The sequence below is a fragment of the Halobellus inordinatus genome (assembly GCF_024498335.1).
Taxonomy (GTDB): Archaea; Halobacteriota; Halobacteria; order Halobacteriales; family Haloferacaceae; genus Haloquadratum; species Haloquadratum inordinatus.
The window spans coordinates 1,853,626-1,874,853 of the sequence record NZ_CP101825.1 but is presented as its reverse complement, the minus strand read 5'-3'; the positions used below and the strand labels follow the sequence as shown (position 1 = coordinate 1,874,853).

Here is a 21,228-nt window from a genome sequence, read left to right as displayed (position 1 = left end):
TGACAGAGGCGTCTCTCTTCGATACTGGTCGGAAAAGGAAGCAAGCCGCGTGAAAAGCACGCGGATGCTTGCCGCCCTGAATTGGTCCCCGCTGACGCTTCGGCCCTCCAGACGAAGCGTCACCCGATTGTAACCGACTGCTGCACATAAATATGTCGGCTACGACGAGGATTCGTTCCCCCTCGCGCTCGTCGAGAGCCGACGTATCCCGGCCGCTCACAGCTGACATCGCCGTTTTACCGATTGTGTTTCGGCGTCGCATCCCGCGCCTGTCCTGCGGTTTTGCTTCGTGAATCTGTCACAGCGCGGAGTCGGCATCGCCATCGCGACGCGCTTTTCTCGCTCGCCGGAGAAAGGCCGGTATGCGAATCCGTGGCCGCCGCCGCTGCAAAGACTGCGGGCGGGAGTGGTCGTACTTCGATACGGGCCAGGTGAACTGCCCGGACTGTGGGAGTATGCGGAGCGTCGGGACCGGTGACCGAGAGCGACACACTGACAGCGCGGTCGAGTTGGACCTCTCCGCGCCCCGCGCCGAACTCGACGACGCGACCGATATCGACGATATCGCCTCGGAGTTGAAAACGACTCTCCGTGATTACGTCCGTCAGCGCGGCTTCGTCCGCGCCGGCGAGCTCCAGTCGGTCGACGACACGGTCCTCGCCGCCGCGGAACTGCTCCACGCGGTCGACGTCTTCGGACGGACCCGGGACCCGGACGACGAGATGCAGTGGTACGTCCTCGAACTCCTCCGTGGCGCCGACGACGGCCAGCGCCCCGATCCGTCGTCGGTTCCGGCGTCGATGACCGACGCGCGCGGCCTCGCGTACGCCGAGGTACTCGACGCCTTCTGTTCGGACCTCGGGACGTGGCTCGACGACAATCCGGACCCGGCCGCACGACAGGTCCGAGAGACGCTCGCGACGCACGTCAAGCGCGTCGACGCGGTCTACGGCGACGTCCCAGCCGAGGAGTCCGAACTCCTCGTTCGAGCGGCGCGCGACCTCGTCTCGTATCTCGTCGACGACGACGAGATGGCGCTGACGACGGCTCAGGACCGCCTCTCTCGACTCGGCTGAAGAGGGGCTCACGCAACACCGCCCGCACGACCTCGACCGCACGACTTCGACCGCGCGACGGCAACGACTTTATCGCCCGCAGGCACTTCTCCCGCTGATGGCTGATCGCTTCGACCAGCACGCCGTCCGGCATCGAATGAAACTCCTCCGGGAGGACGGCGACGTGACGCTGTACGAAAATCGGGACGGCGTGGAGTGCCCGGCCTGCGGGGAGCCCTTCACGCGACTGCTGCTGACCGAACGCCGAACGCACTCGTTCGGCCTCGACGGCTCCGAACGGCTGTGCGTCGCCCGCGAAGACGACCGGCTCGTCGTCTGCACACACAGCGAGTAGTGCCGCGACACCGACCACTCCCGGCTCGCGCGAGGCTTTTTATACGATACCGGGGCCAGCACCCGCGTGGTCTGAACGCAGACCGTGACGGTCACGGCGGGTGTGTGGCGCGCCGTCGCGGGGTCGTAGTCGTCGGAGGGGCCACCTGCTCGCCCTCTCGCCACACAGAGCGCCTGCTGGTCCCGTGGGAAATCAGCCCTTGATGTTACAGACCGGGAACGTCCGTGCGACCTTGTCGCCGATGCCGAGTTCGTCTGAGACGCGAACAACCTCGTCGACGTCCTTGTAGACGCCCGGGGCTTCCTCGGCGACAGTCGCTCCCGACTGCGCTTTCACGTAGATCTTCTGCTGGTCGCGCAGCTCCTCTTGGACGGTCTCGCCCCAGAATTCGCTTTTCGCCTGCGTTCGGCTCATCGTCCGCCCAGCGCCGTGTGCGGTCGACCCGAACGAGAGCTCCATCGAGTGCTCGCCGCCGCGGAGGACGTACGATCCTGAACCCATACTCCCGGGGATGATGATCGGCTGGCCGACGTCACGGTACGCCGACGGGATCTCGGGCCGCCCGGCCGGGAACGCGCGAGTCGCGCCTTTCCGGTGGACGTAGAGCTCACGCTCGGCCCGGTCGACCGCGTCCTCGGGGTTGGTCGGGTGGCCGTCGGCGTCGACGGCGACCTCGTGGACCTCCTTCTTGCCGATGTTGTGGGCGACGTCGTAGAGGAGTTCCATCTCCATCTCCTCCCAGTCGCGGTCGAAAATGCGCTCGAAGACACGTCGCGTCCGGTGCATTATCAGTTGTCGGTTCACCCACGCGAAGTTGATGGCCGCACACATCGCGCCGTAGTACTCCTCGGCGAGGTCGGAGCCTGCGGGCGCCGCTGCCAGCTCTTTGTCCGGGAGCTCTGCGAGCAGGTCGCCGTGTTCCTGTTCGATCTTCCGGAGGTAGTCCGAACAGATCTGGTGACCGAGTCCCCGAGAGCCACAGTGGATGAGGACGACCACCTGGTCCTCCTCGAGGCCGAACTCCGCGGCGACGTCCGATCGATAGACGTCGGTCACGCGTTGGACTTCGAGGAAGTGATTTCCTGAGCCGAGGCTCCCGATCTGGTTTTTGCCGCGGTCTTTCGCCTTCTGTGAGACGGCGCTCGGATCGGCGTCGGGGCGCATCCCCTCGTCTTCGCAGTGGGTGAGATCGTCTTCGACGGCGTAGCCGTGTTCGAGCGCCCAGTCGACGCCACGGTCGAGAATCTGCTCCATCGTCTCTATATCAGATTCGACGACGCCGCCGCCACCGAGTCCAGAGGGGATGTTCGAAAAGAGGGCGTTGACGAGTTCCTCCTCGTGCCCGCGGAGGTCGTCGTACGTCAGGTTCGTGCGCATCATCCTGACGCCGCAGTTGATGTCGTAGCCGATCGACCCCGGTGAGATACAACCGGTTTCGACGTCGGTCGCGCCGACGCCGCCGACGGGGAAACCGTAGCCCTGGTGCCCATCGGGCATACAGACGGCCCGTTCGGCGATACCCGGCAAGTGCGTCGCGTTGCGGAGTTGCTGGAGCGTCTTGTCGTCGCTGATCTGTTCGAGCAACGCTTCACTCGCGAGCACCCGCGCCGGAACGCGCATCTCGCCTTCCCGCGGAATCTCCCATACGTGTTCGCGGACGCGTTCGAGACGAATCCCGTCGAACTCGCGAACGTCGTCGCTATCGTCGGTCATACTCCAACCAACGATAGCCTGTGAGGAAAGCGTTCTCCTCGATGCCCGCTTCGACTACCGACGACCGCACCGACCGCTTGACCGCCTACTCCAGGTACGCGTTTCGCACCTGCTCCCACTTGTTCTTCGACTCCAAGTGCGTCTGGAGCGCGTCCGCGTAGGCCTGCGTCAGCCGCTCGGCGGCATCGACTCGTTCTTGGTCGGTCCCGCTACTGCCGTTGCCGAGACCGAGCGCGCCCTTGAGAGAGTCCATCAGGCCGCCGCTGCTGGACCTCTCCTCACCCGGGGCGCCACCCATTTGCGCCATCTGGGAACGGACGTTCTCCAGTTCGGGCATAATCTGCGGAAGCTTCTCGGTGTCGGCGACGATCCGTGCCCGGTCGGGATCGTCGGCGTGCTCGATGTCGAACTCGGTCGCCGTCATAATGAGGCCCCACTCCTGGCTCGTAAACCGCGAACTCTCGACCCGATCGTTGAACTCCCTGTCGACAGTCATCCGATCGCCGACGATGCTGTCGGTCCAGTCTGCCATACCCCGGTGTACGGCGGTCGCTGATTTGAGCGTTTCCCTCACCGGAACGACTGGTTGTGGACCCGCCTCGAACTCGATTTGGCTCCGGTTACCGCCTCGGCAGGTGTGCTTTTACCATCGGAGGACGGGGACTACGTATGGACCGGTACGATCTCCTCTATCGACTCTACCAGGAGTACGAGACGGATACGCTCCGCGATCTCCAGAATTTCGTCGATCTCTTTCCACCCGTCGACTCCCGCGTCGCCCTCGAATACTGGCAGGATGCGAGCGACGACCTGGAGGCGCGCAAACGCGAGATTTCCGAGTCGTTCGCCGCCGGTGAGACGCTCGCCGACATCGCGGCGCGAGCCACGCGCGAACAGACGTTCACGGCGCTGGACCTCTACTCGAAGTACGGTCGCCCGGTCAACGCGCTCGTACTCGATGTCGACGAGACGCTCCGTTCGGCCGGCCGCACGGACAACGAGATCCCCCGCGAGACGCTGCATCTCCTCACCGAACTCCACGAGACGGGACTCCCGATAATCATCTGCACGGGACAGACGCTCGAGAACGTCAAGGGATTTATGATTCAGGGGCTCGGAACCGAGTTGGTTCACTCGGGGTCGTTCAGCATCGTCTACGAGGCGGGCACCGGCGTGTTCACGCCCGGTCACGGCTCGGACACGAAGCGACTCCTCTACGAGACGCTCGAAGAAGAGGTGCGTGAGGTCTTCTCGCTCGTGCGCTCGCGCGTGTTGACGGCCGCCCCGGAAGAACTCCGCCGCTCGGTCCACCTCCAGGGCAACGAGTTCAACGTGACGCTGAAGCCGAACTTCGACGTCGGCAGCGACGCCGCCGAAGCCGTCATCGACGAAGGCCTCGTCTATCTTGTCGACCTGCTCGGACGGGCAGTCGTCGAGGCCGTCGAGGGCATCAGCGACGTCGGCATCGAGTCGCGGACGGGCGACAGCGAGAGGCCGGGGCGCTCTGCGGACTGGGCACGGGCATACTACGCCGCCTCCGACCCCGAGATCGCCGACGTCCTCGACAGCGAGGACGCGACGCCGACACGCGAGGTCGACGACATCCCCGCGGACGTGCAGGCTCGCTTCGATCGGATCGACGTCGCCTACTACCACGCCGACGCTGCCGAGATCGGCTCGCTCGACCTCGACAAACCGACCGGCGTTCGCGGTGCGCTGGACGTCCTCGGCATCGACGACCCGTTCGTGTTGATGATGGGAGATAGCAAGTCCGACCTGCGGGTGATGGAGTGGGCCGCAGACGCCGACGCCGGGATCGCAGCGGCACCGAAACACGCCTCCAAGTCGGTGCTCGATCACGTCCGCTCGACGGACGAACTGGTCTACGACCCCGGCGACGCGGGCTCCGTGCTGCGAATCGTCTCGGTACTGAACCGCCTGGACGAGTGGTGATGGCGTCCGACGCGATGAAGCGCTTACGCGGTGCGCGAAAGTACCTCGCACCCGACGGCGGCCTGGCCGAGTCGTCCAACTTCGTTCGCCTGTGGGTGCTCGCGCTCGCGACCTACGGTGTCGGCGACGTCGTCACCACGATCGCGATCATCGAACACAGCCCGGATCTTCGCGAGGCCAACGCGTTGGTCAGGCTCAGCGTCGACGCGTTCGGCATCTACGGACTCGCGCTGTTGAAGTACGCCGTGTTCGGCATCACGCTCGCCATCTCGCTGGTCGCGGCGGCCGACGACGACGAGTTCTTCGCGTACCTCCCACCGGTGGTTCTCTCGTTCGTCGGCACGTTCACGATGGTCTACAACGTCCGACTGTTGATCGGGTGAGTGGAGCACTCGCCGCAGACAGCGGCGACGCCCACCGCGACTCCCTCTATGCAATCGCTGCAAGGAGCGTCGTCGACGGCTCGAAGGTACAGTGGACCGAAAGCGTCGTGCGGTCTGATTGGATCTCGTTGCCGACCGCGGCGTCGACTCGCCACTCGACCACGACGCTGACGGTCTCGTTCGGGTCGAGTTCCAGTGACCGGGTCGTCTCCACAGCGTCGGCCAGCGACACGTACCCGTCGGTACTGCCCACGAGGTACGAACGGCCGCCGCTTTCGCGGGTGATCGCGATCCGGACCGCAAGGTGATCCGAAAGCTCGCCCTGCGTCGCTGTGTCGTCGACGGTGGCTTCGGGCTCTGTCAGCCCGTTCTCGTCGTCGACCGCTCCGCCGACGGCGAACGTCGCGGTCACGGATTCGTCCCTCGGATTCGATAGCTGAGCCGTGCTCGTGCCGCGACTGCCCGGGAGCACGTCCTGCGCTCCGAACAGCGCCGTGGTTCGGTTCGCCTCGGCGCCGTTTTCGGTCTCAGATCCGCCGGCCCCACCACCGGCGCTCCTGGTCGAATCGCTCCGGGTTTCCGACTGGTCGTTCGACGACGAGGCGCCGTCACCCGAGGCCGTGACTGTGTTCTCGTTCGGTCCCCCAACCGTCCGTCCGGCGGGTCGGTCGACGACGAACGCGTACCCGTCGGTGTCGGTCACGGTCGCAACTCTCTGACCGTCGGCGTAGAGGTGCGCCGTCACGGCGACGGCGCCGTCACGGCGTGCTGTCGATCCGGGGGTCGCCACGTCGAATCCGTCCGACTGCGTGTGATCGAGGTACGTTGTATTCGGTCCTCCGACGACCGTCGCGAGGTCGATGGCGTCCGTCCCCGACTGGATCGATTCGACTGACGCGCGGTCGACGACGACCCACGTTCCGTTCGGGAGTCGACTTCGCACGACGAAGCCGACCCGACTCACGTCGCGTTCGAGATCGAGCCTCCCGCCGAGCGCTCCGGCGACGACGCCCGCGTCACCTGCTTCGTTGCGCACGTTGGACGGATCTGTCGCTGTCACGGTGATCCCGGCGACCTCGGACGCGGAGTCACCGCCGAGCGGAGCGGGAGACGGCTGAGTGGTGGCGTCGAATATGTCGGTGGATACGAAGCCAGCTCCCACGCCGCCGAGAACGGTCGCGAGCACGACGACGGCGAGGAGCTTCGTCCAGGAGATTCCGACGGGCACATCGATGGCGCTCATCTATGCGTCCTGCGACGACGGTGTCGCGGTCGTCTCCCCGTCTTCTGTCGCCGTGGGCGTACTCGCGGATTCGGTACTTTCAGTGACCGTTCCCGCGGATTCGGTGCTTCCAGTTTCGGTTGTCTCGGGCTTGGGCGTCCCTGTTTCGGCTGTTTCAGTTTTTTCGGGGTCGGAAGCCGCAGATTCGGTCGTCTCCGCCTCGGCCTCGCCGTCGGTGGTGGTCTCGTCGTCGCCGGAATCGCTCTCTGTTCTGTTGCTGTCAGCGCCGTTACTGGGTGCGGTCCCGTTCTGCGTCGCGTCGTCGTCCGGCGTGGTATCGTTCTGTGACGCGCCGTCGGGGTCAGACGACGGTTGCGCCGGCGTCAAGGCGTTCTCGGTCTTTCCGTCCGTTTGGTTTCCGGTGCTCGCGTCGTCGCCGGCAGTTTCGTTCGTCGGGGTGCTCCCATTGGCCGGCACGCTCTCGTTTCCGTCGCTCTGCTCCGGTGCGTCGCTGACTTGGGTACCGCTGACACTCCCGTTTCTCTCGGTGTCGTTGCCGGCCACCGTCCGGTTGCCGCCGACACTCTCGTTTTCGGTCTGGTTCACGTCCGCGTCGCTGTCGAGCGCCGTCGCGGCGTCCCCTGCGTTCGATTCCGCCGGTGACGCTCGCGACTCGTTCGACACGAACAGCCCGAACGGACTGAAGCCGGTCGTGGTCGCGGTCAGTTCGTACCAGCCGTGTCTCTGTTCGCCGACGGCAGTTTCTAAGAAGACCCATCCGCTCGAATCTTTGTGGCCTATGACGACGTCGTCGACGTCTTCTCCAGTCCGATCGAGCCACGACTCCGAGACCCACACCGAGAGCTTCGCACAGCCGTCGCCTTCGACATCGAATTTCGCCGCGGCTCGGAGGTCACGTTGGTTCGCCGTGGCATTGTCGACCGTGCAGGTGTCGAGCGGTTCGACGTCGAATCCGGAGACGCTGCCGGTGTCGGTGTTGGCGTTCGAGGCCGTGAGCCCGACCGCTATCGACTCGCTGTCAGACAGCAGTGCGACGGTCGCACTGCCGGATATGGACGCGACGACGACCAGCGCGAGCACGAGTGCGAAGACCCGCCGGGCGTCGATCGAGAGATTACTGCTCATTCGCCGCCTCCCGTGGGCTCGTCGGTTCCGGTCGCCCACTCGGCGTCCTCGAAATTGTACTTTACCCAGTACGTGCCGGGGCACGGATTGTTGGTCGCACGCGGCGGATCACCGCTCTCGGGGAACTCGCTGCCGTCCTGCTCGTAAGTCGCTACCAGAGTGAGGTCGGAGTTCTCGCCGCCGCTGTTGATGCTGAACGGCGTCGGTTCCCCGTCGTACGCGAAGACGTCCAGTTTCGTCCCGTACTTGAGCAGGACGTGATCGACGTGCGACGGGATCGTCGCCACTTCGAGCGTCGCCGCCCGGTCGGTGTCGCCACAGGTCGTCCGGGTGCATTCGACGTCGCTCTGTGTGACTGACTTCTCGCTACAGAACGCGGCGAAACTGATCCCCTTGCCACACGCGACGTCCCCGTCGCCACCGTGGTTGCTGCCGTCGGTGCCGTCGTCGCAGCCGTCACACTCTGGGAGCCCGAGATCGTAGGCCTGCGGATCGTCGAGGTATCGCCCTTGCACGGCCCGGAACTCGAACCCGAATTCGACCCCGACGTCGCCGTCGACGACCTCGGTCAACTCCCACGTGAACGAGACGGTCCAGGTCTCGCCGCCGTCTGGAAGCGCCTCCGTCGAGAGGGCGCCGCCCGAGTCGTACGCGGTGCGGAACTCCCGGAGGGATCCCTCGAACAGCGCCGTCGAACTGCCGGCGTGGTTCGTCAACTCGACCGTCACGTCGATCTTCTCCTCGATCGGTGCACACGTCGGGCAGGGAGCGACGAGCCAGACGTACGCTGGATTGTCGTCGACGGCAAGTTCGAACGATGCGGTCTCGGGTTGGTAGAGCCCGAGCGATGCGGTGTACGAGCCGTTCTGCCAACTCGTCGGGGACAGCACGTCGACGTCGAGATCGAACGACCCGGTGGTGAATTGCGCCTTGGTTGTCTCGGTGTCTGTGAGCACCGCGGCGACGCCGCTGCCGGATCCGGCCGCCGCGCCGGCCGCGGCGAGGCCGTACAGGAGTTTCCGTCGTGACAGTCCGCCCGTCTCGTCAGTCACTGTCCGTTCCCCCGTCAGTTTCTACGGTGGTGGTCTCGCCGACGGCCGCAGCCGCGGATTCGCCGTCGGGATTGTCTGGAGGGCCGCCGTCGCTGTCAGCAGGGGTAGAGTCATCTTCGGCGGTGCTCGCGTACAGGCCGACGACGAACAGGAAGCCGATTCCCGTCGCAACGGCTCCTGTGATCGCCCAGGCCTCGGTGATCTTGTAAGCCGCGTACGCGGTATAGGGGAAGTACAGCGCGAACACGACCGCGAGGAGCTGGAGGCTCGATCGGGTCAGCGTGATCGCCGAGCCCTCGCCGTCGACTTCGGCGGCACCTTGGCTACCGACGCTCCCGGCGGCTCCGCTATTTCCGTCGTTCGCGGTCGCGTGGCCGCCCGCAGTTTCCGGTCCGCTGTCGTCGTCTGTATCCACGTCGTCGTCGACCGAGCGCAGGAGCGCCCACAGCTCGGAGCCGACGAAAAGCGCCAGTGGCACGACGACGGCCGCGACGAATCCGAGCGGCGTGTTGACGGCGTTGACGACGTACCCGATCAGCGGGATGACGAACAGCACCTCGCCGATCACCCGGTCGTGCGGTACGGTTCCGCTGTCGGGATCTTCGTTGGCGTCGCCTTTCGTCACGTAGGCTTCGCCGCTCTCGCGCTCGACCACGTCGACGACGCGGTGGGTCGTCGGCGTCTCGCTGTCGGTTTGGAAGGTGATGATGTCGCGTTCGGTGATCTCGTCGGGTGACGCCTCGCGGACGATCACGGCGTCGCCAGGGCTCATCGCGGGCTCCATACTGCCGGAGAGGACGACGAATCCGTGATCCGCGCCGACGACCTGGGGGACTCCGTACACCACGAACGGCGCGACGACGCCGATCAGGAGGACCACGCCGACGACGTGCGTGGCGGTCTGGAGTCGTTCGTCTTCAGTCACACCCATCGTAACTCACCTCGCGTAGCTCCCAGGAGACTGTCCGGTGTCGGTGTTTCGTCGCGATGCAGGTGCTTGTCGTGGTCTCGTGACCATCTGCCAGCGAGAGAGGCGCCAGCGAGTGGTCTCCTCCCCTCCATTCGCGCGATGTTCCCCGTGCACACGACAGGAATGCGGAGTGTCGGGCTTAGCTATCGACCGATTAGCGGCGTTCGGCGACCGCGTAACCCGGTGTCTAACAACGGTACCGGCTCTCGGGCCGTTCGGGCAGGTAGTCGCCGACGCCTGTAACGAGCCGTTAAACGCTCTACTGCTGGCCGCCCCCGTCTTCTCAGTCATTCCCACACGCCTCCACAGTGACGCCGACGACGAACTGGGCCGAGTCGCCCTGAATCACGTTCCCCGCGCGCTCCGGAATCGACCACCGGAAGGTGACGTAGACTGCATCGCCGACAGACAGACACGACTCGCCGCTCCGACTGAGCGGATAGCCGTCGTCGAAGACAGGATCGGCGTCGACTTCCGCGAGCGTGCCCGAAGCGATCATCTCGTCGCCGTCGGTCACGAACGGGATATTCTCGTTTGCGCCGTTCCCGGTGCCAAGGCCCATATCGCGCCAGAGTTCGATCGTCGCGAAGTCCTGGAGTTCGCCCGTCTCTGCAGTTTCGTCACCGGCGGCACGCTCGGGTTCGTTGCGCCCGTTCTCGGCGGTGTCTGTGAGCGCAAAGTGGAGGGAGACCGCAGCCGATTGAGCGGCGTTTGCGCCTGGCGTGTCGTCGGCGAGGCTGGCCCGGAGCGTGACGGCTCCCGTATCACCTGGGAGAACCGCTTCGTCGACGACGAGGCCGACGTCGCCGGTGTGTCCGGTCGAGCCCGTCGACAGGTCAGTGTCCTCCGTGACGACGCCGTTGACGGTCTCGCGCCAGTCGAGCGCGACCGTCGGGAGCGACTCGCCGGTCTGGATCTGCGTCGACTGATTCGGCTCGACGGGGTCGAGACCGGCGGCGCTCCGCGCGGGCGCTGCCCCGAACGCGAGCAGCGCAGTGCCGGAGACTGCACCGAGTACCTGGCGGCGTGTTGGATTTTCCATCGTCGGTTCGGTACCTGATCGCTACTCCGCGTTCGACTGGTCGTTGTGACGGCACTGCTCGGTGTAGAAGCCGAGGTCGAAGCCGACGGAATCGGACTGGATCTCGTTGCCGACGTCGGTCGGGAGCCACCACGCGAGGCCGATGTAGTGGTCCGTCGACGGCTCGAAGCAGCAGTCCTCGCCGTTCGGCTCGTCGCCGTTGCCGTCTCCGGTCGAGGCGGCGAGACAGAAGTCGACGTGGCTGATGTCCTGACCTGTGGGGGTCTGTAGTTGAGTATCTAGGTCGCTCTCGGCGCCGATCGCCCCGTCGTCCTCGGTGAAGTCGTCGTCGCGGTCCTCGTTGCCGTAGCTGTAGACGTTTGCCCCTTCATTGCCGCCTTTGACGATGACCTTCGCGACGCAGTAGCCCTCGTCGCTGTCGATCTCCCAACTGGTGACGGTCTGGTCCCCCTCGACGAGGTCGGTCGTCACCGTAATCGTGCCATAGGGCGTGTCGTATTCTTTCGCACTGCTCTCTGGGAGCGGTCCCTCGGGCGCCTCGTCCGTCTTGAGACCCTGGATCAGGCCGAAATCAGAACACTTCGGGTTGAATCCGATCGTGATCTCGGTCGGGCCGTCAGTCAGCGGCGTGTCGACAGTGACGGTATCCTCAGTCACGTGCACGCTGTCGTAGTCCTTCTCTTTTGGACAGTCTTCCGCCGGCGGTTCGACGACCGGTCCGCCGGTGTCGTCGGGGCAGAGCTGAACGCCGTTTCCGCTTTCGAGGAACAACAAGAGTTCGCCGAGCGAGAGCGTCGGCGTCAGGTAGCCCGCGTCGTCACCGCCGTCGCCGACCTCGGCGACGTTGTCGCCGTCGTCGTACCACAGGCGGGTCTGGATCGCGTCGAGGAGTTCGCCGTCCGAGCCCGGATTCCCGACGGTCCCGTCCTCTCCGGCGGACTCGCCTTCGGGCTCTGTCACGCCGCCTTCAGCGTTCGATCGGAGCGCCCCGCGGAGCCAGACGTACCCCGGATTCCCGCAGAGGTGATAACTCAGCGTGAGCTCGCCGAAGTCGCCGGGTTTGACGTCGTCGAGACTGACGAGCGGCTTCGGTTCCTCTTTCTCGGCGTCCCAGGTGTCGTCGTTGTCCGTCCGGAGCGCACCCTCGGCCTTCGGATCGAGGTCTTCGTCCATATCGGCGCCGTCTTCGCAGATGTAGCCGACGTCTTCTTCCGTGGTGGTTCCGGGTTCAGACGCGAACGCCTCCTGGATCCGATCGCCGTCCGGATCCGGATACGCTTCGATCGACGTCGCGTTCATATAGTCATCGAGGTGGTCCTCATCGACCCAGACCATCGGGTTCTCGGGCTCCGGCAACGCGACGTATCCCGACGAGTCTGCGGGCTCGGTTCGGGTGACGTCGAGGCCGCTCGTCGGGTCGTCGAATCCGTACGCCTGCGGGAACGAGTAGTGCTCCTCCCAGTCGACTTTGAGGTCGAGTTCACCCGCCGTGAGCGTGTTGTTCTCGAATGATTCCGTGTCGTTGAAGTACGCACTCGTGCCGAGTCCGGCGCCAGCTGAGGCTGCGCCGATGGCTCCGAGTGCGCCCAGCACTTTCCGTCGTGAGAGGTCGAATTCTGAGTCTTCCATTGTCATCATCAAGCTGCCGTCGGACAGTCTGTCCCCTTGGGGGAACCCCACCAGCGGAATCGAACCGGCTGCGGCCCCGCGTGGCCGACGACCTGCGTGGGAAAGATCTGGCTCACTTATCCCAGGAATCACTCCTCGTCTTCGTTTCCACAGGTGCAGTCCACGCCGCCGCAGACGAGCAGTCCGACTGGGTTGTCGCCGCCATTTTCGAGGGGCGCGTTCACGACTTCCGCGATGAGCGTGTGCTCGCCAGTCGTGATCTGTTCCTCAACGCTCTCTGTCGCCCAGTAGGTCTCCGTATCTTGGGGACCGCCGATCTCACCAATCTTGTTCTCGTCGGCGACAGAATCGAGGTAGAGCGTCGCCTGATTATCAGTGGCGGCATCGAGTAACAGCGTACACGGACCTTCGCCTGCCGGCGTTTCTTGGAGCTCGACCTCGAATGAGGTCTCGAAGGTGTACGTGCCTTCTGGATCCACGTCACCGTTCGCGTCGGTGTTCCCACCGTCAGGCGGTGCAATCCATTCACAGTCGTTCGCTGGGTCGACCCACCGATTGTGGGGTGTCTGCACTCCTGCGGGACCTGTCTGTGGTCCGGACGTAACTTCCCAATCTGCGACACCTGTGCTCAGGTCGAGATTGCGCGGGTCACAACCGTCGTTGTGCCGACACTGCTCGGTGTAGAAGCCGAGATCGAACTCCAGCGTATCGCCTTGGATGACGTTGCCGACGTCGTCGGGGACCCACCATCGGAAGCCGATGCAGTACTGTTCGTCCCCATCGAAACAGTTCCGCGAAACCCCATTTTCGGCGATATTCCAGCCGTTGATCCCGCCGTTGCTCAGCGGAATCTGCCCGCCCGTGTACTGGAGTTCCTCGCGAGCCTCTGCAAGTGTGACATCCTCTGTGTGAACACCGTCGCCGACCCCGAGGATGACGGCCTCGTCGTCGTCAATTTCGTTGTCACAGTCGGTGTCGTACCAGATCTCGACGTACAGATTCTCGGCGAGTTCGCCCTCGTCGGGCTCTGGCTCTGGCTCCGGCGTCTCTCCCGGCCCTTGCGTAATATTCTCCAGTCGCATCCAGAGATATCCGGGGTTGTCGCAAAGGTGGAGTGAGAACGTAACCTCCCCCTCGTCTCCCGGTTTGACGTCATCCAGCTCGATGAGGTGTTCTTGGCCTTCAATCGCCCCCGGTTCAAGGCGGTTGGGTGAATTGAAGACGCTCGGAATGTCGAGTTCCGAGCCGCTCTGCAACTGCTCACATTCGAGAGTCAATGGCGAGCCAATCTCGTACTCATTGCCATCCGACGTCGACTGCCAGCCGTCGCCGTCGTGATCGGGGTACGCGTTGATCGGCACCATTCCATCTGGCCCCGAGTAAGTCTGCTGCCAGTCGACTTTGAGGTCGAGTTCGCCCGCCGTGAGCTGATTGTTCTCGAACGATTCGGTGTCGTTGAAGTACGCACTCGTGCCCAGCCCAGCACCGGCTGACGCCGTGCCGATCGCACCGAGTGCTCCAAGCACTTTCCGTCGCGAGAGGTCGAATTCGTGTTCTGTCATTGGTTGTCTCCTTTGTGTGGCCGCCCTCGTGGCGTCCCAATCCCCACGTGGGGGAAACCCACCGGCGGAGTCGAACCGCGCGCGGCCTCGTAGCCGGCGACCCGCGTGGATCGGCTTAGTCAGCGAGCGATGCGACTACTCGAAGACAACGTCGAACGAGACGTCCTCATCGCCACCGGGGTAATCACCTTGCAGCGTGACGGTCGCCTCACCGCTGACCTCGAACGACGTCGATCCGTCGAACGCTGTGTTGACGAGGAGGTGTTTGATCTCCCGGCCGCTGCCGTCGTTCGTCGCGGTGATACTGGTCGGACCGCTCAGTGGGGCGGGAGACCCATCGATCGTGAGGCTGTCGATGCTCGCATCGACGGTTGCCTCGTCGGCTTTCCCCTGAATACCCATCCGGCCGTCGGGCTGTGAATCGTCCAACGTGTCGGAGATGGTGCTGTCATCGAACGTGAAGGAGAGTTCGTCGCTGGACGCATCGTAGGCGACGGACCAGTCGACCGTCTGGCCACTCGTCCACACGTAGTTACCCTGGACGAATTTCCCGGAGATCCCTGGCTCGTCACCGACGGCGAGTTCCCAGGCGCCGGAGGAACCGTTGTTACCGTAGCGTGCGCGTGCGCCACCGCTGATCGTCTCGTCTTCGTTAAACGCCCGAGCAACTTTTACGAAGTCGTCACCGGTTTCGGTCGAGATGGCGCAGGGGTTGTTCGTACCGTCGTTGTGACGGGCCTGCTGAGCGTGGAACTCAAGGTCGAACTTCAGCAGGTCCGACTGGATCTCGTTGCCGACGTCGGTCGGCACTTCCCAGTCGAGACACAGACAGTAATTCTCGTCTTCGCTGTCGGAGCCGACGAAGTGGGCCTGCTCTCCGGGTGCCGGGAAGCTACCGTCGCCGGGAACTGTAGCGTCGCCGTCCAGCGGCACGCCGTACTGGATGGTGGTGAGGAACTCAGCGAGCGTCCCTGTCCAAGCCGTAGCGACGTTCGTGACGTCCTCGGGAGTGAAATCCTGTCCGAAGTCGTCCGCAACTTCGCAGTAACTCAGGGTGACGTCGATGTTCTCTTCGAGTTCGCCTTCGCCGTTGTCGTCCTCCGGTTCCGGTTCGGTGTAGCCGTTCTCGCTCGAATCAGTGAGCGCACCACACAGCCACAGGTACGCGGGGTTCGTCTCGATGCGGGGGCAGAACGCGATGAGACCGTTATCGCCCGGTTTCACGTCCGAGAGCTCGGCAGTCACGGCCTCACCGTCTGCGCTCCCTGTCACGTCCCCGGAGCTGGCACTCCCCTGATTCCAATAGGAGTAGTAGTCGACGATGAGGTCGAGGGTGCCCGCCGTGACGATGTTGTTCTCGAACGACTCCGTATCGTTGAAGTACGCGCTCGTGCCGACTCCCGCGCCGCCCGCTGCGACGCCGATGGTTCCGAGCGCGGCCAGTGCCTTTCGCCGTGAGATCTCGAATCGCTCTGTCATAGTGCTCTCTCCCCCTGCGGGGGAAACCCACCGGCGGAGTCGAACCGCCGCCGCAGCCGCCGTCGAGACGCCGACTGCGGACCCAGTGTGGGTGAGTCCACACTCCACCCCACAGGAGACACCCCATTAGCTAATCGCGAGTTTGTGCAGCTAACACCCCGATTGTAGGATTATCGCCGTATTTTTGGGACAAAGAGCGGCTGAAACGGTGGTAGCAACCACTCGCCACGACGAAGACTCGGAACTGAGTGTAGCACCCACCTACTCACGACAGCCGCGAAAAATAGCGCATTATCGACGCGGAGTGGGGTCGCAATAGTGATTCAACTCTCTGCGGTGTCGTTGAACCCGTGAAAACCCCGATTAACGACTCGTTGAGGGTTCTTGCACGACGTTAATCGGGTTGATTACTATATGCTTACCTCGTTGATACGCGGGTAGACCTGTCATATGAGTATCCGATCGACGCAGACGGGCCAGGGGCTTTCGGAGACCGACATCCACGATCTACTTCGGAACGATCGGCGGCGACACACGATCAAGTGCTTGCAGGAACACGGGCGCGAGGTGATGCTTCGTGATCTCGCCGAAGACATCGCCGAACTGGAGACTGAGGAGTCGCCGCCGCCGCGGAACATCCGCGACAGCGTCTACATCTCGCTGCACCAGAATCACCTCCCGAAGCTCGACGACGCCGGTGTCGTCGACTACGACCAGGACCGAAAGACGATTCGGCTCAAAGACAGCGCCCGCGCAGTCGACGTGTATATGGAGGTCGTGACGAAGTACGGCGTCACGTGGGCGACATACTATCGGGCGCTCGGCACGGTTTCGCTCTTTCTCGTCGTCCTGTCGCTCACCGAGGTACCACTCGTCTCCGCGGTCGATCCGCTCATTTTCGCCAGCGTGTTTCTCGCGATCATCGCCGGTTCGACGCTCTATCAACTGTGGTCGCGTCGCTGGCTGTATCTGAATCAGCTCTCGTGAGCGCTCCTTGCGGATCGACGATCACGAGAGGATACGAGACGGTCAGATAGTCGCCTCCTCAAAATCAAAGTGCGCCGGAGAAGCGTCCCGTTCTCGTGTCGGTGCCGGGTCCGAGCCCGTCAGTTCAGAGAGCGTTCGGTGACAGTTGCGCCTCGAACAGGCGCGTCCCGCAGTCGTCACACGTCGCGGCGACGACCTCGAAGGAGCGACAACACGACTCGACCGTCTCCTCGTCCAGGGTGACTGCGCCATCGCAGTCGGGACACTGATCGAGCCACAGTCGGAGCGCGCCGAGCACTTCCAGTCGGGTTTCGTAGTCGAGTTCTTCCCACGCTGCCGACCGCGCGTGGAGCACGGCGTCGGCTGCGACATCCGCGCAGTAGGCGGATTCGGACTCCCACCGCCCGATCGTCACCGAATCGGCGACCGCGACGAACGCGTTCGGCTGCCGCTTCGTCTCTATCTCCTCCCGGTCGACGCCGAGGCTCTCGAACAGCAACTGGTCGCCGAGTGCGCTATCGTCAGCCGGTCGGCGTTCTATCTGCGTGTCCCACGACCTCCGGAACTCCGGCGTCAGGCACAGATCTTCGCCCCCCTGGCACCGTTCGAGGACGTCGAGATCGACCAGAAACCGCTCGATGTCGGCCGGGTCCTGTTCCCCTGCGCCGAGCGGAACCGGAGCCTCGTGGGCGTCGAACAGTCCCAGCACCGAATCTGGGAGATAGCGCTTGGTCAGCGTCGGCGTTCCGGGGATCAGATACCCGCGGAAGTAGATCGCTGCGACCCCGACGACGAGCAGCGCGATCCCGAGCGAGAGGCGGACCGAGGCGAGTCCGATCGCCAGAATACCCGTGATTGCTACATTGACCACTGTGCACGGGAGACACCGGTTCGCCCCGGTGTACTCCGGCTGCCGCCACCTGAACTGAGTCTCTCCGATCGCTTTCATCGGTCGTCTGGTGACCTCCTGTCACCATAGCTAATCGTCGCTTAACCGACGCAGTGCGTCTGTTCAAGACGGCTCCGACGTGAAGCGGTAGTGGATCGAAGCCGTCGTGCTGTCTGATTGAATCTCGTTCCCGACAGTGGCGTCGATCCGCCACTCGACGACCAGCGAGACGCGCTCGTTCGGCTCGATCGCCAGCGACTCTGTCGCGCCGGCAGCCGTCGCCAGTGGGACGAATGCGTCTGCACTGCCGACGACGTACTGTCGATCACCGGACTCTCGAACGAGGACGATCCTGACGTCCAACTTCGACGAGAGTTCGCCATCTTCGGGCGTCTCGTCGACCACCGATTCGGGCTCTGTCACGCCGTTTTCGGCGTCGATCGCGGCCCCGACAGTGACCTCTAGCGTAGTCATCTCCGCCGACGTCGGCTCAAGGACCGCCGCCGACTTGCCGGCACTCCCCGGGACCACGTCCCCGGCCCCGAAGAACGCCGTCGTCGGAGTGGTGCCGTCTGTCGTCTCGCCCGCGTCGCTTGCGCCGGCTGCACTACCCGACCCGGAACCGCCGTCCGATCTCGCCCCGATCTGAGTTATCGTGCGCCTGGTCGTGTCGGTCGGATCACTGACTCCGGTGGTACCGCTGTTTTCCTCCGTCGCCGACTCGTGCACCGGCGCGAACGACACCGTCGCCGGTGCTGGCCGATCGACGGTGAGTTCGTAGCCGTCGACGTCCGTGACTGTCGCAATTACTTCGTCGCCGACGAACAGTCGCGCCGTGACCGCGATCGCGCCGCGGCGGACCGCGACGGTCCCAGGTTCTTGGACGTCGAAGCCCGCAGACTGAGCGGCATCCAGGTAGATCGTGTCTGGCCCGCCGACGCCCGGTTCCAGGTTCAACTGACCGGCCGGAACCCCCGTCGCGGTCCCGGACGCTGCGACCGCCCACGTTCCGTTCGGCAGTCGCGTCTGGACGACGAACTCCACTCGGTCGACTCCCTCGGCGAGCGTGAGCGTCCCGCCGAGCGTCCCGCTGACGACGCCTACATCACCGGTGTCGTTCCGGATGTCGGTGGGGTCGGACGCCGTGACCTCGATCGTTGCGAGGGATACCGCAGCGTCACCGGCCTCGGCCGGGGCGGGGCCTCGCGAAAGCGTGAAGCCGTCCGAGAGAACACCGACGCCCGCTCCTGTGAGTGCCATCGCGATCACCACGACCGCCAGGAGGTGTTTCCGCGAGAGCGTCGCCGGGACGCCCGATGGGGTCATCACTCCGCGCCCGTGCCCGAGTCAGTCCCGCTCGCTGCGTCGCCCGTGTCAGAGCTGTTAGACGCCGACTCGCTGTCTTCGTTCTCGGCCTTCTCACCGTCTCCGCTGCTGCTCTCGCCGGTAGCCGTATCGGACGTACTCTCTGGTTCGTCGCCGGGTTCACTCTCCCCCGGGTTCTCGGACGAGGAACCGTCGACTGGCGCCTCGGTGGACTCGTCGGCGCCCGGATCGCCGTCGCTCGATTGCTCGACGCTGGCGTCACCCTCTGTCTCGTCGTTTCCATCGCCACTCGCCGCGGCGTCACCGTCGCCGCTCTCTGTCTCGTCGCCATCGGCGTCGTCGCCGCTCGCTCCGTCAGTGTCGGCCGTGTCGTCACCAGATCCGTCCGCGTCGGTTTCGGTGTCGTTCGGCTCCGACGGCGATTCGTCGGCCGAGTCGCTCGCCGCGGGTGTGCCGTCGCCTGACGGCTCGGACCCTTCGACGGTCTCACCCGACTCCGAAGTCGACGCGTCCGTGGTCGCGTTCGCTTCCGCCTCTGGCGCTGCGCCCGGCTCGCCGGACTCGTCGTTCGCGCCGTTCCCGGACCGCGTTGCGTTTCCGACGATCCCGCCTCCGGCCGTCGCGTTCCCGGTGGTCTCGTCTTTGACCGGGTCTGCGGCCACTTCACCGACGGTTTCGTTGGCTGGGCCGCTCCCCGTCACATTGTCCGAGACGTTCAGGTCACCGCGGTCACCGGGCACGCCGGGAACGGCGGCTTCGTCCGGTCCGCTCGCTCCGTTGGCTGCCGCGCCTGCGGCGGTGTCCACGAACGTTTCGTTGGGCACGAACAGGCCGAAGGGGCTGAATCCGTCCGTGACTGCGGCCAGTTCGTACCAGCCGGCCTGCTCGCGCACGACCGTCGTCTCGAAGTACGCCCATCCGCTCGCGTTCTCGTGACCGATGACGACGTCGCCGACGTCCGTGCCGACGCGGTCGAGCCAGGACTCCGAGACCCAAACCGAGATCTGGGCGCATCCGTCGCCCTCGACGTCGAACCGCTCTGTGAGTTGCAGCGTCGCGGCGTCGTGCTCGACCGTTTCGACCGGACAGGTCGCGATCGACTCGACGTGGAACTGGGAGACGCCGCCGTGATCGTCGACGGTCAAGCCGACGTCGATCGACTCGCGGTCCGACAGCAGTGCCGTCGTCGCACTGCCTGATACGGAGGCGACGACGACGAGCGCCAAGGCGACTGCGAGCAGCCGTCTGCCTCCGTCGCGCCGCCAGCTATCGAACGTCATCGCGCCACCGCCAGTGTCGTCTGATTTCTCATTACTCGTCACCGCCGCTCGAATCGCTCTGTCCGTGATCGATTTGGTCGTCGCCGTTCGAGGCTCCGAACTCGTGTTTAAGCGAGTACGTGCCCGGGCACGGGTCGCTGTTGCTCCGCGGCGGCGTCCCGCTCCCGGGGTACTCGTTGCCGTCCTGCTCGTAGGTCGCCACCATCACGAGATCGGACTGGCCACCGCCGGTGGTGATGCGGAACGGCATCGCCTCGCCGTCGTAGGCGAAGACGTCCAAGTTCGTCCCGTGTTTGAGCAGGACGCGGTCGACGTGCGCCGGCAGGGCGGTGAGTTCGAGCGTCGCGTATCGATCGGTATCACCGCACAGATGGCGCGCGAAGGCGACGTCCGCGGGGTCGATCGGCTCGTCGCTACAGAACGCGACGTAGCTGATGTCCTTCCCGCAGTCGCCGGTCTCGTCGCACGGTGCACACGCCGGGAGGCCGAGATCGTACGCGCGCGGGTCGCCGAGGTGCCGCTGCTGGACGGCCCGGAACTCGAATCCGAACGCTACGTCCGTGTCTGCGACCGGCTCGGTCAGCGTCCAGGTGAACGAGACGGTCCACGTCTCGCCGTCGCTTGCGAGCGCCTGCGTCGAGAGCAACGCCCCCGATCCGTACGCCGCGCGGAACGCACCGAGCGTTCCGTCGAAGAGCGTCACCGTGCCCGCTCCTGAAACCTTCAGGTCGAGCCGCACGTCGAGTTTCGATTCGATCGGCTCACACGACGGGCAGGGGGCGACGAGCCAGACGTACGCCGGGTTGCTGTCGACCGACAGCTCGAAGACGGCCGTTTCCGACTCGTTGATCCCGAGCGAGCCGGTGTAAGCGCCGTGCTGCCAACTCGACGGCGAGCGCACGTCGACGTCGAGGTCGAGCGTGCCGACCGTGAACTGTGAGCCGACGCGTTCCGTGTCGGTGAGCATCGCGGCGACGCCGCTGCCCGAGCCGGCCGCCGCGCCGGTCGCAGCGACCGCGTACAGGAGCTGTCGCCGCGACAACCCGAAGCCGATCCGGCCCTGCCCCCGATCACTTTCACCCCGCTGTTCGTCGGTTCCACGCTCTCGTGTCACATCTATCGTCTCCGCTGTGTTCGAAGGTCGTTCCGGGAGGGATTGCCCCTCCGCGCCGCTGGACGCAGCTG

General features: G+C 64.8%; 19 protein-coding genes. 5 read left to right on the top strand and 14 right to left on the bottom strand.

Annotation, left to right across the window (positions count from 1 at the left end; translation table 11 throughout):
- Positions 1 to 362: 362 nt before the first annotated feature.
- Positions 363 to 1,076 (top strand): DUF7117 family protein, encoded by a 714-nt coding sequence (locus tag NO362_RS09595; RefSeq protein ID WP_256545055.1) that lies wholly within the window; start codon positions 363 to 365, stop codon positions 1,074 to 1,076.
- Positions 1,077 to 1,173: 97 nt separating this feature from the next.
- Positions 1,174 to 1,410, top strand: coding sequence for a DUF7385 family protein (locus NO362_RS09590; protein ID WP_121570280.1), 237 nt, complete (start codon positions 1,174 to 1,176; stop codon positions 1,408 to 1,410).
- Between the two features lie 192 nt (positions 1,411 to 1,602).
- Here the strand turns inward: NO362_RS09590 and NO362_RS09585 are convergent, their stop codons facing one another.
- Together NO362_RS09585 and NO362_RS09580 are read right to left on the bottom strand one after the other, a co-directional pair.
- Positions 1,603 to 3,123, bottom strand: a complete 1,521-nt coding sequence (locus NO362_RS09585) for an RtcB family protein (RefSeq protein ID WP_121570279.1) — start codon at positions 3,121 to 3,123, stop codon at positions 1,603 to 1,605.
- 85 nt (positions 3,124 to 3,208) lie between these two features.
- The gene (locus NO362_RS09580; RefSeq protein WP_256545054.1) at positions 3,209 to 3,655 is read right to left on the bottom strand and encodes a DUF5799 family protein; all 447 of its coding nucleotides are present in this window, start codon (positions 3,653 to 3,655) and stop codon (positions 3,209 to 3,211) included.
- A 137-nt stretch (positions 3,656 to 3,792) separates the two neighbouring features.
- On the opposite strand from NO362_RS09580, the gene NO362_RS09575 reads away from it, so the two are divergent.
- Together NO362_RS09575 and NO362_RS09570 are read left to right on the top strand one after the other, a co-directional pair.
- Positions 3,793 to 5,076, top strand: a complete 1,284-nt coding sequence (locus tag NO362_RS09575) for an HAD hydrolase family protein (RefSeq protein WP_256545053.1) — start codon at positions 3,793 to 3,795, stop codon at positions 5,074 to 5,076.
- A complete protein-coding gene (locus NO362_RS09570) occupies positions 5,076 to 5,459 on the top strand; it encodes a DUF5658 family protein (RefSeq protein WP_256545052.1) in 384 nt (127 codons plus the stop codon). Before NO362_RS09575 ends, NO362_RS09570 begins: the two co-directional genes overlap by 1 nt.
- Positions 5,460 to 5,505: 46 nt before the next feature.
- On the opposite strand, the gene NO362_RS09565 is transcribed toward NO362_RS09570, so the two are convergent.
- The 8 genes from NO362_RS09565 to NO362_RS09530 all read right to left on the bottom strand — a co-directional run bounded on the left by NO362_RS09565 (position 5,506) and on the right by NO362_RS09530 (position 15,561).
- Positions 5,506 to 6,702, bottom strand: a complete 1,197-nt coding sequence (locus NO362_RS09565) for a hypothetical protein (protein WP_256545051.1) — start codon at positions 6,700 to 6,702, stop codon at positions 5,506 to 5,508.
- Positions 6,703 to 7,827: a hypothetical protein gene (locus NO362_RS09560; protein WP_256545050.1), complete on the bottom strand. Its 1,125-nt coding sequence runs from the start codon at positions 7,825 to 7,827 to the stop codon at positions 6,703 to 6,705.
- On the bottom strand, positions 7,824 to 8,879 hold the full coding sequence (locus tag NO362_RS09555; protein ID WP_256545049.1) for a twin-arginine translocation signal domain-containing protein: 1,056 nt from the start codon (positions 8,877 to 8,879) through the stop codon (positions 7,824 to 7,826). Before NO362_RS09555 ends, NO362_RS09560 begins: the two co-directional genes overlap by 4 nt.
- Positions 8,872 to 9,804: a signal peptidase I gene (locus tag NO362_RS09550; protein WP_256545048.1), complete on the bottom strand. Its 933-nt coding sequence runs from the start codon at positions 9,802 to 9,804 to the stop codon at positions 8,872 to 8,874. The genes NO362_RS09555 and NO362_RS09550 overlap by 8 nt, the downstream gene beginning before the upstream one ends.
- A 328-nt stretch (positions 9,805 to 10,132) precedes the next feature.
- Positions 10,133 to 10,891, bottom strand: coding sequence for a hypothetical protein (locus tag NO362_RS09545; RefSeq protein ID WP_256545047.1), 759 nt, complete (start codon positions 10,889 to 10,891; stop codon positions 10,133 to 10,135).
- Between the two features lie 21 nt (positions 10,892 to 10,912).
- Positions 10,913 to 12,520, bottom strand: coding sequence for a SipW-dependent-type signal peptide-containing protein (locus tag NO362_RS09540; RefSeq protein ID WP_439331150.1), 1,608 nt, complete (start codon positions 12,518 to 12,520; stop codon positions 10,913 to 10,915).
- 128 nt (positions 12,521 to 12,648) lie between these two features.
- Positions 12,649 to 14,082 (bottom strand): SipW-dependent-type signal peptide-containing protein, encoded by a 1,434-nt coding sequence (locus NO362_RS09535; RefSeq protein ID WP_256545045.1) that lies wholly within the window; start codon positions 14,080 to 14,082, stop codon positions 12,649 to 12,651.
- Between the two features lie 135 nt (positions 14,083 to 14,217).
- On the bottom strand, positions 14,218 to 15,561 hold the full coding sequence (locus NO362_RS09530) for a choice-of-anchor W domain-containing protein (protein ID WP_256545044.1): 1,344 nt from the start codon (positions 15,559 to 15,561) through the stop codon (positions 14,218 to 14,220).
- Positions 15,562 to 16,011: 450 nt separating this feature from the next.
- Between NO362_RS09530 and NO362_RS09525 the strand changes: the two genes are divergently transcribed.
- On the top strand, positions 16,012 to 16,548 hold the full coding sequence (locus tag NO362_RS09525; protein ID WP_121570269.1) for a DUF7344 domain-containing protein: 537 nt from the start codon (positions 16,012 to 16,014) through the stop codon (positions 16,546 to 16,548).
- A gap of 124 nt (positions 16,549 to 16,672) precedes the next feature.
- Here the strand turns inward: NO362_RS09525 and NO362_RS09520 are convergent, their stop codons facing one another.
- The 4 genes from NO362_RS09520 to NO362_RS09505 form a co-directional block, all read right to left on the bottom strand.
- A complete protein-coding gene (locus tag NO362_RS09520; RefSeq protein ID WP_500683703.1) occupies positions 16,673 to 17,497 on the bottom strand; it encodes a DUF8054 domain-containing protein in 825 nt (274 codons plus the stop codon).
- A gap of 63 nt (positions 17,498 to 17,560) precedes the next feature.
- On the bottom strand, positions 17,561 to 18,763 hold the full coding sequence (locus NO362_RS09515; RefSeq protein ID WP_256545042.1) for a hypothetical protein: 1,203 nt from the start codon (positions 18,761 to 18,763) through the stop codon (positions 17,561 to 17,563).
- On the bottom strand, positions 18,763 to 20,043 hold the full coding sequence (locus NO362_RS09510) for a hypothetical protein (RefSeq protein WP_256545041.1): 1,281 nt from the start codon (positions 20,041 to 20,043) through the stop codon (positions 18,763 to 18,765). Before NO362_RS09510 ends, NO362_RS09515 begins: the two co-directional genes overlap by 1 nt.
- A 31-nt stretch (positions 20,044 to 20,074) precedes the next feature.
- On the bottom strand, positions 20,075 to 21,157 hold the full coding sequence (locus NO362_RS09505) for a twin-arginine translocation signal domain-containing protein (protein WP_256545040.1): 1,083 nt from the start codon (positions 21,155 to 21,157) through the stop codon (positions 20,075 to 20,077).
- Positions 21,158 to 21,228: the final 71 nt, after the last annotated feature.